Annotated in this window: 18 protein-coding genes; 12 read left to right on the plus strand and 6 right to left on the minus strand. The window is 34.9% G+C overall.

Annotation, left to right across the window (positions count from 1 at the left end):
• Positions 1 to 40: 40 nt before the first annotated feature.
• Positions 41 to 1,153, minus strand: coding sequence for an ABC transporter permease (locus COD11_RS26145; RefSeq protein ID WP_231309514.1), 1,113 nt, complete (start codon positions 1,151 to 1,153; stop codon positions 41 to 43).
• Between the two features lies 1 nt (position 1,154).
• Positions 1,155 to 2,084: an ABC transporter ATP-binding protein gene (locus COD11_RS26150; RefSeq protein WP_098799784.1), complete on the minus strand. Its 930-nt coding sequence runs from the start codon at positions 2,082 to 2,084 to the stop codon at positions 1,155 to 1,157.
• Positions 2,085 to 2,261: 177 nt separating this feature from the next.
• Here COD11_RS26150 and COD11_RS26155 point away from each other — a divergent pair, with 177 nt between their 5' ends.
• Positions 2,262 to 2,756, plus strand: coding sequence for a hypothetical protein (locus COD11_RS26155; protein WP_098799785.1), 495 nt, complete (start codon positions 2,262 to 2,264; stop codon positions 2,754 to 2,756).
• Between the two features lie 143 nt (positions 2,757 to 2,899).
• Positions 2,900 to 3,037: a hypothetical protein gene (locus COD11_RS27220; protein WP_162987311.1), complete on the plus strand. Its 138-nt coding sequence runs from the start codon at positions 2,900 to 2,902 to the stop codon at positions 3,035 to 3,037.
• Positions 3,038 to 3,254: 217 nt separating this feature from the next.
• Here the strand turns inward: COD11_RS27220 and COD11_RS26160 are convergent, their stop codons facing one another.
• Positions 3,255 to 4,127 (minus strand): cupin domain-containing protein, encoded by an 873-nt coding sequence (locus tag COD11_RS26160; protein ID WP_098799786.1) that lies wholly within the window; start codon positions 4,125 to 4,127, stop codon positions 3,255 to 3,257.
• Positions 4,128 to 4,272: 145 nt separating this feature from the next.
• Between COD11_RS26160 and COD11_RS27225 the strand changes: the two genes are divergently transcribed.
• The 4 genes from COD11_RS27225 to ilvD all read left to right on the plus strand — a co-directional run bounded on the left by COD11_RS27225 (position 4,273) and on the right by ilvD (position 7,340).
• On the plus strand, positions 4,273 to 4,413 hold the full coding sequence (locus tag COD11_RS27225) for a hypothetical protein (protein ID WP_176551261.1): 141 nt from the start codon (positions 4,273 to 4,275) through the stop codon (positions 4,411 to 4,413).
• The gene (locus tag COD11_RS26165; RefSeq protein WP_098799787.1) at positions 4,414 to 4,665 is read left to right on the plus strand and encodes a YnfE family protein; all 252 of its coding nucleotides are present in this window, start codon (positions 4,414 to 4,416) and stop codon (positions 4,663 to 4,665) included.
• Between the two features lie 137 nt (positions 4,666 to 4,802).
• On the plus strand, positions 4,803 to 5,456 hold the full coding sequence (locus COD11_RS26170; RefSeq protein WP_098799788.1) for a zinc-binding dehydrogenase: 654 nt from the start codon (positions 4,803 to 4,805) through the stop codon (positions 5,454 to 5,456).
• A gap of 207 nt (positions 5,457 to 5,663) precedes the next feature.
• The gene (gene ilvD / locus COD11_RS26175) at positions 5,664 to 7,340 is read left to right on the plus strand and encodes a dihydroxy-acid dehydratase (protein ID WP_098799789.1); all 1,677 of its coding nucleotides are present in this window, start codon (positions 5,664 to 5,666) and stop codon (positions 7,338 to 7,340) included.
• A gap of 111 nt (positions 7,341 to 7,451) precedes the next feature.
• Here ilvD and COD11_RS26180 read toward each other — a convergent pair whose 3' ends face one another.
• Positions 7,452 to 8,123, minus strand: a complete 672-nt coding sequence (locus COD11_RS26180; protein WP_098799790.1) for a cell wall hydrolase — start codon at positions 8,121 to 8,123, stop codon at positions 7,452 to 7,454.
• 175 nt (positions 8,124 to 8,298) lie between these two features.
• On the opposite strand from COD11_RS26180, the gene COD11_RS26185 reads away from it, so the two are divergent.
• The 5 genes from COD11_RS26185 to COD11_RS26210 all read left to right on the plus strand — a co-directional run bounded on the left by COD11_RS26185 (position 8,299) and on the right by COD11_RS26210 (position 12,864).
• Positions 8,299 to 9,417: an amidohydrolase gene (locus COD11_RS26185; protein ID WP_098799791.1), complete on the plus strand. Its 1,119-nt coding sequence runs from the start codon at positions 8,299 to 8,301 to the stop codon at positions 9,415 to 9,417.
• A gap of 338 nt (positions 9,418 to 9,755) precedes the next feature.
• Positions 9,756 to 10,133: an SET domain-containing protein gene (locus COD11_RS26195; RefSeq protein ID WP_098799799.1), complete on the plus strand. Its 378-nt coding sequence runs from the start codon at positions 9,756 to 9,758 to the stop codon at positions 10,131 to 10,133.
• 254 nt (positions 10,134 to 10,387) lie between these two features.
• On the plus strand, positions 10,388 to 10,609 hold the full coding sequence (locus COD11_RS26200) for a YdbC family protein (protein WP_098799792.1): 222 nt from the start codon (positions 10,388 to 10,390) through the stop codon (positions 10,607 to 10,609).
• 138 nt (positions 10,610 to 10,747) lie between these two features.
• A complete protein-coding gene (locus tag COD11_RS26205; protein WP_098799793.1) occupies positions 10,748 to 11,959 on the plus strand; it encodes a Bcr/CflA family multidrug efflux MFS transporter in 1,212 nt (403 codons plus the stop codon).
• A gap of 80 nt (positions 11,960 to 12,039) precedes the next feature.
• Positions 12,040 to 12,864 (plus strand): aldo/keto reductase, encoded by an 825-nt coding sequence (locus COD11_RS26210; protein WP_098799794.1) that lies wholly within the window; start codon positions 12,040 to 12,042, stop codon positions 12,862 to 12,864.
• A 48-nt stretch (positions 12,865 to 12,912) separates the two neighbouring features.
• Here the strand turns inward: COD11_RS26210 and COD11_RS26215 are convergent, their stop codons facing one another.
• Entirely contained in the window at positions 12,913 to 13,239 is a 327-nt protein-coding gene (locus COD11_RS26215; protein WP_098799795.1) for an MGMT family protein, read from the minus strand.
• A 175-nt stretch (positions 13,240 to 13,414) separates the two neighbouring features.
• On the opposite strand from COD11_RS26215, the gene COD11_RS26220 reads away from it, so the two are divergent.
• On the plus strand, positions 13,415 to 14,380 hold the full coding sequence (locus COD11_RS26220; RefSeq protein ID WP_098799796.1) for an aldolase catalytic domain-containing protein: 966 nt from the start codon (positions 13,415 to 13,417) through the stop codon (positions 14,378 to 14,380).
• A 70-nt stretch (positions 14,381 to 14,450) separates the two neighbouring features.
• On the opposite strand, the gene COD11_RS26225 is transcribed toward COD11_RS26220, so the two are convergent.
• Entirely contained in the window at positions 14,451 to 15,491 is a 1,041-nt protein-coding gene (locus COD11_RS26225; protein WP_098799797.1) for an outer membrane protein assembly factor BamD, read from the minus strand.
• Positions 15,492 to 15,671 lie beyond the last annotated feature (180 nt).

Genomic DNA, 15,671 nt, shown 5'->3' on the forward strand with positions numbered 1-15,671 from the left:
TTGAGTCACCCTCTTTTTTAACTGGTTTCATATTAAGTACCTACCTCACAGCCACAATCGACTTCCGTTTATACAATAATGACCCAATCACAAACGTAACAACTCCCCAAAGAACCATAATAGCTATTCCTGCCCAAATAGAAGCAGTAAAGAGACTGGTTTCATAAACCATACTCTCTCTTAAGCCTTCAACAAAGTAGGTGAGAGGCAGAACATTTGAGATTGGGCGGATCCACTCCGGCATCGTTTCGATTGGGAAAAAAACGCCACTTAAAAACATCATGAGAAAGTTTGCAATATTGGCTACACCCATATAAGCTTCTGTAGTTTTGCTGAAGGAAGAGATAAAATAACCAACAGCTGTAAACGATAGGGTACCGAGTAAAAAGACAATTAACAGAGTTGGAAAATTGATAAACAAGTTTGCACCAAAAATATATACTCCAATGAGCGATAAGAGAATAATCTGAACAACACTGAATAATACCCTCATGACCATATCGCTTAAACCAAAAAGGTTCATATTAGCCGGAGTCATTTGTAGTCGTTTGATTAAGCCTTTGCTACGCATCTCCACTAATCCAACCATCCCAAACATTCCACCTTGTGCAATTGCCAATGCAATCATTCCAGTAAGTAGAAAATCTGTGTAACTTAATTCAGCATTACCTGATGAAATGGCTTCTGTTTGTAATTCAAAAGAAGGTGTTACACCTGAAGCTACTAGGTTTGTTTGTTGAACAAATTGATTTAGCATACCTGTAAGTGCTTGTGCTGTTGCTCCTTGTTCATCTTCTTTGTTAACAACAAGTCGTAGGGAAGAGGCATCAATTGATTCTGGTAGGACAATCGCTGCATCCACTTCTTGATTTTTTACCAATTTGTCAGCTTCTTCTCGTGTTACAGGGTCTTCTGTTTCAAGCTCAAGTACATCTAGCTTAAGTATTTGCTCAAGCATCATGTTTGACGTGGGATTAGGATTTTCATTCACAATTGCAACATTTGCTGAAAATTCGTTATCAGAGCTACCACTGAAAATAGACATAAAGATAACCATTAAAATAACAGGAAAAAAGATGCCCCAAAACCATGATTGTTTTTCTCGAAATGTTAATTTTAATTGTGCAATAAACATTTGTTTGAATTGATTCATCCTAATCCCTCCATTCCTTGCCAGTGAATTCAATAAATACATCTTCTAAACTCATTTCACGAATGGAGACCTGTTCAACTCGATAATTCTTTTCTTTTGTAAATGCGAATAAGTCATAAAGTGTATCTTCTGGATTTGCTGTCCATATCCTTAATGATGAATCTTCACGTTCAGTACGAGAAACTGACTGAAGATTTTGTGAAAATGTATTTGCTTCTATAGCAGCTTCTTCACCGTCAACAAACGATAATCTTACTTCTCTTTCTTTTGTTAACTTTTCGATAAGGGCAGATGGTGTGTCTAATGTAATAACTCGTCCTTGATCAACAATGCAAACTCTGTCACTTAATTTTTCAGCTTCTTCCATATAATGAGTTGTTAAAATGGTTGTTTTACCAAGTTGTTTAAGCTGTAAAATAATATCCCAAATATTTCTCCTTGCTTGTGGATCTAGGCCTGTTGTTGGTTCATCCAGAAAGATGATGTCAGGATCACTTATCATCGCAAGGCCAATCGCTAGACGTTGACGCTGTCCACCAGAAAGCTTTTTTACATGATTTTTGCGGTGCTCAGTAAGATTAACAAGATCTAAAATTTCTTTTGTAGGGCGGGCCTTGTCATAAAAAGTAGCAAAAAGACTAAGATTTTCCTCAGGTGTTAACAAATCAAACATTGCACTTGACTGCGGCTGTACACCAATTTTCTTTTTAATCTCTGTTCCGTTCTTTTCCCAGTTTAGTTCCCCATACATAATTTCACCTGAATCAGGAATTACCAAGCCTTCAATCATTTCTAATGTTGTTGTTTTGCCCGCACCGTTTGGACCAATAATGGTGAATACTTCACCAGCTTGAACCGAAAAGCTAATGTCTTGAACGGCATGAACAGAACCAAATGATTTTTTCAACTGCTTTACCTCTAACACCGTCATTTTTTCTCCTCACTTCCTTGGAAACTATACCCATTTACTAGTACGCGATTCTCTTTAAATAGTTTCATCTTTTTTTATATTTATTGATTACTGTTTTTTCTATAACAACTCAAAAACTCTTAGTTTATAATAATTTTAAGAAGAAATATAATGGACGACATAATGGAGGAGCAGAGGATGGAAAAGGTAAAATCAGTGATATTGGACGGAGAGGAAATCCGCGTTTTTAATAGTGCCATTTATCTTTTTGAAACTAATACAACGGTTACACTTGAAGTAAACATCATTGTTAGTGAAATAGTCGCCAGTAAATATAAACATGTTGACAATCTTATTGTTGAAATAGAATTAGAAGATGGAAGAATGATAAATTCGATTATGAGTGTGACCGTTATGCAAGGGAGGTTACCACAATTACATATTTTTTGTGACATCGATGATTTTGATGAATATAAAGGTCTTTCAATTTTGAACGAAAGCAATTCCTCGTTTCCGGATATTGAAGAGGGAATCACGTTAGAAGAGATAAGAAAAGTGGAAATGCCTCTTGAAGATATCACTTTAAAATTGAAGCTTCCAATTGATAAAGTTGAATGGTTAAGGAAACTAAAGAAGAAGGAAGTAACTGATATGATGGAAGAGTTTTTAATCTATTATAGAAAAAAAGGGTAGAAGAGAGGTCCTAGAAATAAGTTATGTGAGTAGTAAAAACAAGAAAAAATTTTAAAATCATGATAAATATATGACACATTTTCTAACCTCCGTCATATATTAACTTCTGTGTGAGAAATTTAACATAGGAAGGAAAGTTTAACATGAACAATCAACAAACAACTATTTCTATTAAGAATGACTACAAAGACGGAGGAAATGGATACAAAGTTATTGAAGTAAATATTTCCAATACATCAGATAACTTATATGCTGTTGTAACACCTGTTAACAAAATGTAAAAAAATAGATAAGCAGTCTTTTTTGAAAGTATAGAGTATACATAGAAAAGACTGTTTTTGTTGTGCGTGAATGCTGTAAAATCGTTGTAATTGCATAAATAGAATAAATCTATTATTAGCGAAACATGATTTTAATCACAAACCTATAGATATAGAAAAGGATGGGAAAAGAGAACATGATGTTCTCATTTTTCCCATCCTTTTTTATTGAACGGATTTAGAAATTTCTACTTTCTTCAGCAGCCATTGCTTCGGCTTTCGTTCTATGCACTGTTCCAAACGGATGCTCTGGTGGTGCGTAAATCGAGTAAAGCTTAAGAGGTTTATTTCCCGTATTTGTGAGATTATGCCATTTTCCGGCTGGTACCATTATCGCAAAATCATCAGATACTTTTCTTACATAATCCAATCGATCTTTTCTGTCACCCATTTGGACAAGTCCTTGACCTTCTTCAATTCTCAAGAATTGATCTGTATTCGGATGATTTTCTAATCCAATGCTATCTCCAACATCAATACTCATTAATGTGACTTGAAGTTTGTTACCTGTCCATATTGACGTACGAAATGTTTTGTTTTGTTTTGTGACCTTCTCAATATCAACAACATAGGGGTTTCTGCCATAATCTTTTCTCTGATTCGCACGGTCTTCAAGTAAATTCCGGAATATTTGTGCATTTACTTGCTGAGCATTTGTCTTCAACCATAAGATATTCTGCATAATAGGATCTTGATTAAGTAAAGAATGATTTCGATCTTCGAAATAACCTTCAGCTTCAAAAGCCTTTTCCAATCCTTCTTCGTAACTTAGAAAAGGAATTTCAACAATTTGATAAAGAGGCTTTGTTCCAGTAAGGTTTATATACAAATTGGTGAGTTGATTGGTGGATGCTTTTTTTCCTTCTAACGCATAAAGAATGTCATTTCTGTGGTTTTCATCTGTAGCTGATTTTGCCAACCTCATATAAAGGTCAATTGTTGAAGCACCTTTTTTAATTTCATCTAGGAGAATCGACATTACCTGATAATTGTATTCTTGAACATTTCTTGTTAAAAATCCAGAGTGGTAATAAGGATAAGGTTCATACATTTTTCTCAACCCTTTCAATAAATTCACATCATTATCATATGCCTATGTGTAAAGAGTGTACTTCTTTTTATTGTCCTAATTGATTTGTCTGGATGGATATTTTTAGTTCGTTACATACTAAAAATAAAAAGAAAGGAGAATTATTATGAAAGAAACAAAACATACAAAAGAAGAGTATAGACCAACTAATGAACACGAATTTTCAGAAGAGCTTTCCGATGGAGGAGAGCGAAACGAAATCATCACAATACAACAAAATAATAAACCTTTAAAGGAGTCAAAATAGATGGATGAGTTAAAGCACTATGTTCAAATTATTAAACAAAATCTTGAAACATTGAGTGCTCCAGATTATGAAGGAAAAGATGAGGAATTGTTGAGACAGCAAGAGGAATTAGAAAAAGTTGAACGGCATTTTTTATTAGAAATCAATTCATCTGAAAGCTTTGATCAAATTGTAAACGCTGCAGTTAAGTGTGCTTCAAATGAAATATCGTTAGATGAGTTAGAAGATGAATACAATCTATTAACAAAATAACATCCTGCGGGGTGTTTTTTTAATTTTTACTCAACTGAGTCTTGTAAATTTATTTGCAATAGGTCTTTTCTTTACTTTCTTCCATATTTATTACTGAGCAATATTACAAGCTGATATTCCAATGGGAGGAATACATTATGAAAGCAATTGTTCAGTACAAATACGGTTTACCAGAGGTTTTAAACCTAGAAGAAGTTGATAACCCCATCCCTAATGACCATCAAGTTCTGGTGAAAATACATGCAGCTTCGGTTAATTTTGGGAATCTTGTCCTTTTAAAAGGAAAACCGTACATCACTCGATTGTTTTATGGAGTATTAAAGCCCAAACATCCAATTCCAGGTGGTGACATCGCAGGTTGTGTTGAAGCTGTGGGTTCAAAAGTAGCTCAGTTTAAACCAGGAGATGAGGTATTTAGGGATTATTATAAAAATGAAGGTATTGATAAATACAGGGAGTATTTTGATCTGATCATCGGGGTAAACGGTCATCAACCTGTTTATAAGCGAGCATTAAAACATCATGGAATCTTTGTTCACATTGGTGGGGCTGAATCTCAAATGTATCAAACAGCTTTACAGGGAGGCTGGATATCTTTTACAGAAAAAAAGAAAATGAATGTCTTTTTGCAAAGAGCTAATCGAAAAGATCTGATATTTATAAAAGATTTAATAGAATCTGGTAAGGTAAAAGCAGTGATTGATAAACAATTTGAATTAAGTGAAATACGACAGGCTTTAACCTATTTTGCTGAAGGACACGCGCAGGGAAAAGTTGTTATAACCATGTAAGGTAGTACTATTTATTTTTAAAATATAAAAATAATATTTAATGAAAAGTAAGAGGTTAATTTACTACAAACTTCCATTCTTTATCTCTTTTTAAAATAAATTAGTATAATAATTATTCAAATAAGAAGAAATATATTGATTATTTAGTCAATTAGAAGTAACCTATTACTATCATTCTTTAATTACGTCAAGAGAAGGGAGATTGGAATGATGGATTTACGTAGTAATATGATTAAAAAAGGATTTGATCGTGCACCGCATCGTAGCTTACTTCGTGCGGCAGGTGTAAAAGAAGAGGATTTTGATAAACCGTTTATTGCGGTTTGTAATTCATATATTGATATTGTACCTGGACACGTACATTTACAAGAATTCGGTAAAATTGTAAAAGAAGCTATTCGAGAAGCGGGTGGAGTACCATTTGAATTTAATACAATCGGTGTAGATGATGGAATTGCGATGGGACATATTGGGATGCGCTATTCCTTACCAAGCCGTGAAATTATTGCAGATTCTATTGAAACTGTTGTTTCAGCACATTGGTTCGATGGAATGGTTTGTATTCCAAACTGTGACAAAATCACACCAGGGATGATGATGGCAGCATTACGTCTTAATATCCCTACAGTATTTGTAAGTGGTGGCCCGATGAAGGCTGGTGTTACAAGTGATGGTAAAAAAATCTCACTTTCATCAGTATTTGAAGGAGTAGGTGCCTACCAATCTGGTAAACTAGATGAAAAAGGTTTAACAGAGCTTGAGCAATTTGGCTGCCCAACATGCGGTTCTTGTTCAGGTATGTTTACAGCGAACTCTATGAACTGTTTAGCTGAAGCACTTGGATTAGCTCTTCCTGGTAACGGAACGATTTTAGCCGTGGCGCCCGAGCGTAGAGAGTTTGTAAAACGTTCTGCAAAACAATTAATGAATCTTATTAAAGACGATATTAAGCCTAGAGATATCGTAACAGAAAAAGCAATTGATAATGCTTTTGCACTTGATATGGCATTAGGTGGATCAACAAACACGGTTCTTCACACGTTAGCTTTAGCACATGAAGCGGAAATTGAATACCCAATTCAACGTATTAATGAAGTGGCAGCCCGTGTTCCGCATTTATCTAAGCTTGCCCCTGCATCAGATCATCATATTGAGGATTTACATGAAGCTGGTGGTGTATCTGCTGCATTGTATGAGCTTTCTAAGAAAGAAGGAGCTCTTCATCTTGATACTTTAACTGTTACGGGCAAAACCCTTGGGGAGAACATCGCTGGCTGTGAAATAAAAGACCATGAGGTGATCCGTCCTATTGACAATCCGCATACTGAAAAAGGTGGACTTGCTGTTTTATTCGGAAACCTTGCTCCAGACGGTGCCATCATTAAAACAGGTGGTGTACAAAATGGAATTACTAGCCATGAAGGACCTGCAATTGTGTTTGAATCACAAGAAGAGGCAATCAATGGAATTGTAAATGGTAAAGTAAAAGAAGGACATGTTGTAATCATTCGTTACGAGGGACCAAAAGGTGGACCTGGTATGCCGGAAATGCTTTCTCCAACTTCAATGATTGTTGGTATGGGACTTGGACCAAAAGTTGCACTTGTAACAGATGGTCGTTTCTCAGGAGCTTCTCGTGGATTGTCGATCGGACATGCTTCACCTGAAGCGGCAGAAGGCGGTCCACTAGCATTCGTTGAAAATGGTGACCACATCGTAATTGATATTGAAAACCGTACAATGGATGTTCAAGTAGATGATGAAGAGTGGGAAAAACGTAAAGGTAACTGGAAAGGCTTTGAACCAAAAGTGAAAAAAGGCTATCTAGCTCGTTATTCCAAACTTGTCACATCTGCTAGTACCGGCGGTATTATGAAAATCTAATATGCATTAAAAAGGGGTCCAGAATGATTTCATTCTGAACCCCTTTTCATCTATGTAAATGTTAGTAATTACTAACAGTAAGATAATTGAATAATTAATATAAAATGAAGATTATTTTTTAAACACATGTTGTCCAATTTGTACTGTTGTTTCTCTTGAATCAAGCCATCTACTCTGGGCAATATCCGGATTATAAAAGAATAAGGCATCTTTTGCTATAGCTCTCATATCAGATAGGGCAGCAAAAACAGCTTTTCTAGACTCTTCATCTGCTGGTTTATTAATCTGTCCATTTGCAACTGGCTGAAATTGATTACGCTGATAGATCACTTCTCTAACTGTATCAGGGAATTTTGGGCTGTCAACTCGATTTAACACAACACTTGCAACTGCTACTTTACCTTCAAACGATTCTGTTTGAGCTTCAGCTCGTACAATTCTTGCTAATAAATCTATTTCAGCTTCTGAAAGGCTAATCTTTTTAGAGCGATCATTTTCTCTACTAACTTGAGTGGTATTATTTGTTTTATTTGATAGTGTCTTTACACTTGGCTTATCCGAAGTATGAATAGTTTTATTAATTGTTGTATTAATTTGTTGGCCAACATAAATTAAATCAATGTTTTTAACATGTGGGTTTGCTTTTGCTAGTTGATTTAATGATAGTCCATTCTTACGTGCGATTTCCGACATCGTGTCACCTTTTTCAACCGTATGTGCAAAGGTAGGTGCAGCTACAAACAGAGTGGTCAGGAATGCTAGTAAAAAAAGTAGTTTTTTCACAATTAGTCCTCCTAGTAAATATCATTTTTTGAACTCTTGTCTTACTCATACCTATGTCCAAAAAAAATTGAATAGTGTTACAATTTTATTACAGGAAGATTACAAGGAGCTGAAACACTGATATTTCATAGGTTATACAGTCTTAAAATAAATAAAAAAATAGAGGAAGAAATAAATGGAGAGAGAAAATCTAGAATTAGTTATAGAGTTACGTCATGAATTACATAAACATCCAGAGCTTTCCAACCATGAAGTATGGACAAAACAACATTTAATTTCGTTTCTAAAAAGTTATACAAACCTTGAAATCGTTGACAAAGGAAAGTGGTTTTACGCTATATACCGAGCAGGACAAGATCGAGAAAACATTGCATTTCGAGCAGACTTTGATGCACTTCCAATCGAAGAAACGATTGTAATTCCTCATGCCTCACAGACACCCGGTATATCTCACAAATGTGGTCATGACGGTCATTCAGCATCTTTAGCTGGATTAGCTCTTGAAATAGATCAAAAAGGAGCAGACAAAAATATCTTTTTCTTATTTCAACACGCTGAGGAAACTGGAGATGGAGCGTTAGAATGCATTTCTTTTATAAAGGAAAATAAGATCCAAGAGATCTTTGCTTATCACAATATGAGTGGAATGGCTCATAATACGGTGAATGTTATAAACGGAACGGCTCACTGTGCATCTAAAGGTATGACAATTTTTATGGAAGGAACTCCGGCACATGCTAGTCAGCCTGAAGATGGAATTAATCCTGCCTTTGCTATTGCAAAAATCATTGATACAATCGATGTCTTTACATCTGCCGAGAACAATAAAGGTGTGGTTCTCTGTACTGTGGTACATGTTAAGATCGGTGAAAAAGCCTTCGGGGTATCAGCAAGCAAAGGTGAGCTGCTTTTGACAATTCGTGCTCTATACGAAGAAGACTTGGATAAACTGCAATATAATCTTGAAGGACTAACATTATCACTTGCAAAGCAATATGGTCTAAAGGCTATTTTTTCTTATAACGATGTTTTTCCTGAGACGGTTAATCATAAGGAGAGCTCAGATAAAATACGAGTTGTTTGTAAAAACAAAGGAATTAACCTTACTGAAATGAAGCAGGCGTTTCGTGCTTCTGAGGATTTCGGTCATTATTTAAAGGAAACAAAAGGAGCTATTTTCTATATCGGAAATGGCGAAGAGTATCCACCTATCCATACTGTTGAATATGATTTCAGAGACGACGTGATAGAAACAGCGGTCGAGCTGTTTAAGGGAATAATTGAAATAAGTTAATTTAGGAGGATAAATCATGCCTATTATAACCGTAAAGTTAGCGGAAGGAAGATCGGTAAAACATAAATAACAATTTGTTGAATCAGTAACAAAGGAAGCAGCAACCATCTAAACGTAAAAGAAGAATGGGTAACTGTTTTAATCGATGAATATGAAAGAGAAAACTGGGCATCAAATGGACAATTACTTTCAATTAAATTTGGAGAAGGATTTGTAGAGAGAATGAAAAAGGAAGAGAAAGGAGAAGATTTTGTTAAGAGTTAATTTAAAAAATAAGTAAATTGTTTCAGTTAATGTTATAGTTAGAAAGACATTTTATAAGAGAGTGGGTGATGAACATGATTGAAATAAAAACATCTTCTCTCAGTGATGGAGAATTTAATAGAGGAGTATTTGCTAAAACTAATATCAAAAAAGGCGAGCTTTTACATGAAGCACCTGTCATTTCTTATCCAAATGATCAGCATCAACATATAGAAAAAACGTTACTTGCTGATTATGCTTTTGAATATGGTATAAATCACACAGCTATCCTTCTAGGTTATGGAATGCTATTTAACCATTCATATGAACCTAATGCGATTTATGAGATTAATTTCGATAATCATACCTTTGATTTTTATGCTTATACTGATATACAAGCTGGAGATGAGATTTTGATAAACTATAATGGTGATGTTGATGATAAAGAGCCATTGTGGTTTGATAAGGAGTAATTTGTACGAATAGTACTTTTTTGTTAATTGGTTATTTTAAAATTCGTACTTTTTTATTATGTGAACCTTTCCTTTAGAGGATTAGGTTCATTTTTTTTTAGAGTTGACTAGGAAAGAGTGCTGTCATTTCCCGTTTTTTCTTGTTTCACGGAACCAAATAGAGATCTTTCTATATGCAATGTTTTTCATTGTATTTATTTAGCATGAAAGTGGTATAATCTTCAAGTAGATTAGACTTAGGAGATGACACATAAATGGCAAATATAAAATTTGACATTCAACAAAATTTAGGCATAATATCCGAAGGTGCGAAAGGGTGGAAGAAGGAATTTAATCTTATTAGCTGGAATGGCCGCGATCCCAAATATGATATACGTGATTGGGATGAACAACACGACAAAATGGGGAAAGGCGTTACACTTTCTAAAGAAGAAGTCATTCAGCTTAGAGAAATCTTAAATGGAATAGAATTATAGTAAATACACTTTAAGAACTAGTATGCATTAGATACAGGTTCTTAATTTTTGTTTTTACAGGAGAACATTTTGAATGTTGTCAAGGCAAAAAAAACGACAAATATCGGGTGGTGACAGGCACCCGAAAGGAGAGACATCATGAATAATTTAACCGGTTCAAAACGTTTACAACTGGGGTTGCTTTTAGGGTCATTGGGGCTATTGGGTCCATTTACGATTGATATGTATTTGCCGTCATTTCCTACAATTGTAGAGGATTATCATACAAATGCATCTCTTGTACAAATTAGCTTAACAACATGTTTATTAGGTTTAGGTCTAGGACAATTGGTTATTGGTCCTATGAGTGATGTACAAGGTCGACGAAAACCCTTACTTATTTTCATTATTCTTTATTTACTTGCATCACTAACTTGTGCAATATCTCCAAACATTTATATGTTTATTGCATCAAGATTTGTCCAAGGTTTTGCAGCAGCAGGTGGTCTTGTTATTTCACGAGCTGTTGTTCGGGACCTTTATAGCGGAAAAGAATTGACTAAGTTTTTTGCTCTACTAATGTTAGTTGGTAATCTAGGTCCAATCGTTGCGCCAATTGTAGGTGGTGGGATTTTGGCTTTTACAAACTGGACGGGTGTATTTTTTGTTTTAGCATGTGTAGGATTAATTTTATTCTTAACTGTATCATGGAAACTTGAAGAAACATTACCGGTGGAAAAACGTGTTCCAAGTAATTTTAAACAGGTGGTCAAAAATTTTGGCTCTCTATTAAAGGATCGCCAATTCGCAGGTTATGCTCTCACACAAGGGTTTATCATCGCTGGTATTTTTGCCTACGTATCTGGTATTCCGTTTGTCTATCAAAATATTTATGGCGTCACTCCACAGCAGTTTAGCTTCTTATTTGGAGTGAACGGAATCGCTTTGATCATCGGAAGTCAGTCAGTTGGACGGTTAAATGATATAATTTCTGAAAAAACATTTTTAAAAATTGGATTAATTTTATCTAACACAGCAGGAGCACTATTACTAATAGCACTGCTTTTAAAAGCGCCAATCATAGCTGTTGCCATTCCTATTTTCTTTTTAGTTGCTTCAATCGGGATTATTTCAACAACATCATTCGCACTAGCGATGGATACACAAGGTCATATAGCAGGTAGTGCTTCTGCGCTTCTTGGACTTTTACCATTTGTACTAGGATCGTTAACAGCGCCGTTAGTTGGTATTGCTGGAGAATTCAATGCTATTCCTATGGGGATTGTGATTTTTTCTGCAAGTTTTTTAGCTTTCTTATCCTATTTTGGATTAGTTAGAAAAGCCCCTGTAAAGGTTCAACCGGCAAAGTAAGGTATATTCTTTTGATTCTTAGCGAAAATTTAGTATAGTTAGATTGACGGTTAAACTAACATATATAGGAGTGATGGTAGATGGATTTCGTTACATTAAATAATGGATTAAAAATGCCACAACTAGGATACGGTGTTTGGCAGGTTGCAGATGATCAAGCAACAACTGCTGTAGCAAATGCTCTTGAAGTTGGTTATAGATCGATTGACACAGCTATGATATACAAGAATGAAGCTGGTGTTGGAAAAGCAATTAAAGATTCAACCATCCCACGTGAAGAATTGTTCATCACAACAAAGGTTTGGAATAGCGATCAAGGCTACGACAATACTTTACGTGCTTTTGATGAAAGTTTAGAAAGATTGGGCCTTGATTATGTTGACCTTTATTTGATTCATTGGCCAACTCCTCAATTTGATCAATATGTTGATACATATAAAGCATTAGAAAAGCTTTACCATGATGGTCGAGTAAAAGCTATTGGGGTATGTAATTTTGAAATTGAACATTTACAGCGTCTATTAGATGAATGTGAAGTTGTGCCAGTTTTAAATCAAATCGAGTGTCATCCATATCTTGCACAAAATGAGCTAAAAGAGTTTTGTGCAAAACATAATATTTATGTAGAGGCTTGGAGTCCACTTGAACAGGGTGGAGATGTGTTAAGAGATGATGTAATTGTTAAAATTGCCGAGTCTCACAGCAAAACTCCAGCACAAGTTGTTTTACGCTGGCATTTACAAAATAATACGATTGTTATTCCAAAATCAGTTACACCATCAAGAATTGAAGAAAACTTCAACGTATTTGACTTTGAATTAACATCAGACGAAATGAATTCAATTCATGAACTGAACAAAAACCGTCGTAAAGGTAAGCATCCAAACGAAATGCATATTCGATAAACATACCTTAAAAAGCCCATTCCTTTATACTAGGAATGGGCCTTACTATTATAGAAAATCAACAACATCTATTTCTATTGGATGAAACTGATATTTAACCAAATCTATTTGCTTATCAAAACTAACACCTTCATTCTCAAGAAGTAGCTTTTGTGAGTAAAAAGCTTCCTCATCCTTAAAGCCAATTTCTCCTTTTGCGTTAACAACACGATGCCAAGGAAGTTGATGTTTTTCACTCATAGAATGAAAAATCCGAACAACTTGCCTAGCTGCTCTTGGGCTTCCAGCTAACCGTGCAATTTGTCCATATGTCATGACTTTTCCTTTAGGTATATTTTTTATTATATGGATCGTTCTTTTTGTAAAGGGACGCATGAAATTTCTCCTTAAAAGATAAAGACTAACTTCATACTTATGGTAACATTAATTTAATCCTAAGAAACATAAAGGACTTATTTTCACAATATTTATAATAGTTTTGCGAAATAAGTTGACACCAACTAAGCAATGTGTCAAATTAATAGATATTCTACATATTCAGGAGGAAGCAATGACTACAGAAAAACACACTCATATAATTGACTGTACAATCCGTGATGGTGGACTCGTAAATAATTGGGATTTTAGTGTGGAGTTCGTTCAAGACTTATATAACGGCTTAAGTGAAGCTGGTGTTGAATATATGGAAGTTGGCTACAAAAATTCCCCGAAGCTATTAAAAGCAAGCGAGCCGAATCCGTGGAGATTTCTTGATGACAAATTTTTAAAAGAAGTGATTCCTCAGAAAAAATTCACAAAGCTTTCAGCACTTGTTGATATCGGAAGAGTAGATCCGAATGATGTTTTACCACGAGAAGAAAGTGTATTAGACATGATTCGTATTGCTTGCTACATTCGTGAAGTGGACAAGGGGTTGGAACTTGTTCAAATGTTCCATGATCTAGGATATGAAACAGCTCTTAATATTATGGCTTTATCAAGTGTTCCCGAGAATCAATTAATTGAGGCATTCGATATGGTCAAAGATAGCCCGGTTGATGTTGTTTATATTGTAGATTCTTTTGGCAGCCTAGATCCTTTTGATATCGAACATCAAGTAAAGAAATTTAAGTCTATGCTTCCTAATAAACAGTTTGGTATTCATACACACAACAATATGCAGCTTGCATTTGCAAATACGTTAACAGCTATGAGAAATGGAGTAAGCTACCTAGATGCTTCTGTGTTTGGTATGGGCCGTGCGGCAGGTAATTGTCACACGGAATTACTTGTAACACATGTTAAAAAATCAAGCTATGAGCTAAAACCGGTTCTAGGTGTTATTGAAAAGCACATGGTAGAAATGCGACAAAAATGGGAGTGGGGCTATATCATCCCTTACATGATTTCCGGTGCTCTTAATGAACATCCACGTGTAGCTATGGCATATCGTGATAGTGAAGATCGTGACAAATACGTAGAGTTCTACGATAAAGTAACATCACCAGAAGCTTCAGTTGCTCCTGCCAAAAAGTAAAGACTATGGAAATTTGGGCTTCTTAAAATAAAAAAATGCTAAGCACGTAAAAAGTGCTTAGCATTTTTTATTAATAAGCTGAAGAGCGAAATGATTCAATCATATGTGTAACTGTATTGCCATACTTACTTTGTTCACTTGCTGGGTACGTCATTATAATCGTATTTGCTACTTCATTTCCAAAGAAAAACTTTTTGTACGTAATCATCCCATTTTGTTCATAAGAAAGAACATACCAGTTGGCTGTTAGTCTTTTATAAGCAATGTTAACTGGAATAGAGTTCAGATCTTCATTGTAGTAAGTTTCAATTGTTTCGTTTTCACTTATAATATTCGTATGGTTACCATAGGCAGTAACTTCAAAATCTTCGCTATAAAACCTTACGCCATCTCCATTAGTTGGGGGAGGAGCCATCTTTAAGTTGCTTGGTACTTTCAAGGAAAATCCATATCGTTCATTTGTATAATGCTGATAGGAAATAGATTTTTGCTTTGATTCTTTTTTCCTCTCCTTCTCCTTTTCTTTCTCATTTTTCTCATTAGTACTGTTACTAAGTTGTTCATTTTCATCTGTTTCACTTGTAGCAAGTTCAACTTGTTTTATCAATTCATTCACTTTAGATTCATAGACGTTGAGAATTTCGTTAGAGGAAATAGTAGCTTGTATAAGTTTTAACTCTTTTTCAGCTTCACTAATATTATTTTTCTTCAATAACTCGTTAATAAAGGTTATTTTCTCCTCAACTGAGGAGGTTTGATTATTTTCTTCCATTATTTGTTTTCTTAGTGTTTCAGCTTCATCCTGAACGGTTTTTAAACCATTTTGTTCATTTATGACAACATCCAACGACTTAATAGCAGACTCATAATCTTTTTCCTTATAAGCCTTTTTAGCTCGTTCCATATTTGTTGCCTGATCAAAGTAGCTTGCTGCATCTCGATCACCTGCTTTTTCATTTAAGGCAAGTTCAAAGTAAATGGCAGCCTGATGGTAATTTTTTTGACCAAGCTCTTTCATCCCTTGGTCTATAGCATGCTGATAACTTTCGTTAGAACACGAAGTAAGAAAAGTAATAAGAGCAAATAGTAATATTAAACTTTGTAGTTTCATTGTTTTTTCCATTCCTTTAGTAATTTTATTCTCATATTATATCAAAGATTTGTACTTACTTGATTTGTTTAGTAGTGGTAGTATCTGGTTTTTGGTGCCTGTCACCACCCGATTTTTCTTGTTTCACACACTTTTGTTTCACAGAAAAACCCCCAGATTTTCGAGGCCACTGAAAAAGTC

Origin of the sequence: Bacillus sp. AFS040349, from assembly GCF_002577655.1 — a bacterium.
Taxonomy (GTDB): Bacteria; Bacillota; Bacilli; order Bacillales; family Bacillaceae; genus Metabacillus.

Excerpts from the sequence above, each read along its gene's own strand:
- COD11_RS26200 (WP_098799792.1), top strand. The coding sequence starts at position 10,388 with ATGGCAAATATAAAATTTGACATTCAACAAAATTTAGGCATAATATCC.
- COD11_RS26215 (WP_098799795.1), bottom strand. The coding sequence starts at position 13,239 with ATGCGTCCCTTTACAAAAAGAACGATCCATATAATAAAAAATATACCT.
- COD11_RS26220 (WP_098799796.1), top strand. The coding sequence starts at position 13,415 with ATGACTACAGAAAAACACACTCATATAATTGACTGTACAATCCGTGAT.
- COD11_RS26165 (WP_098799787.1), top strand. The coding sequence starts at position 4,414 with ATGGATGAGTTAAAGCACTATGTTCAAATTATTAAACAAAATCTTGAA.
- COD11_RS26205 (WP_098799793.1), top strand. The coding sequence starts at position 10,748 with ATGAATAATTTAACCGGTTCAAAACGTTTACAACTGGGGTTGCTTTTA.
- COD11_RS27225 (WP_176551261.1), top strand. The coding sequence starts at position 4,273 with ATGAAAGAAACAAAACATACAAAAGAAGAGTATAGACCAACTAATGAA.
- COD11_RS26150 (WP_098799784.1), bottom strand. The coding sequence starts at position 2,084 with ATGACGGTGTTAGAGGTAAAGCAGTTGAAAAAATCATTTGGTTCTGTT.
- COD11_RS26155 (WP_098799785.1), top strand. The coding sequence starts at position 2,262 with ATGGAAAAGGTAAAATCAGTGATATTGGACGGAGAGGAAATCCGCGTT.
- COD11_RS27220 (WP_162987311.1), top strand. The coding sequence starts at position 2,900 with ATGAACAATCAACAAACAACTATTTCTATTAAGAATGACTACAAAGAC.
- COD11_RS26185 (WP_098799791.1), top strand. The coding sequence starts at position 8,299 with ATGGAGAGAGAAAATCTAGAATTAGTTATAGAGTTACGTCATGAATTA.
- COD11_RS26210 (WP_098799794.1), top strand. The coding sequence starts at position 12,040 with ATGGATTTCGTTACATTAAATAATGGATTAAAAATGCCACAACTAGGA.
- COD11_RS26170 (WP_098799788.1), top strand. The coding sequence starts at position 4,803 with ATGAAAGCAATTGTTCAGTACAAATACGGTTTACCAGAGGTTTTAAAC.
- ilvD (WP_098799789.1), top strand. The coding sequence starts at position 5,664 with ATGATGGATTTACGTAGTAATATGATTAAAAAAGGATTTGATCGTGCA.
- COD11_RS26225 (WP_098799797.1), bottom strand. The coding sequence starts at position 15,491 with ATGAAACTACAAAGTTTAATATTACTATTTGCTCTTATTACTTTTCTT.
- COD11_RS26160 (WP_098799786.1), bottom strand. The coding sequence starts at position 4,127 with ATGTATGAACCTTATCCTTATTACCACTCTGGATTTTTAACAAGAAAT.
- COD11_RS26145 (WP_231309514.1), bottom strand. The coding sequence starts at position 1,153 with ATGAATCAATTCAAACAAATGTTTATTGCACAATTAAAATTAACATTT.
- COD11_RS26195 (WP_098799799.1), top strand. The coding sequence starts at position 9,756 with ATGATTGAAATAAAAACATCTTCTCTCAGTGATGGAGAATTTAATAGA.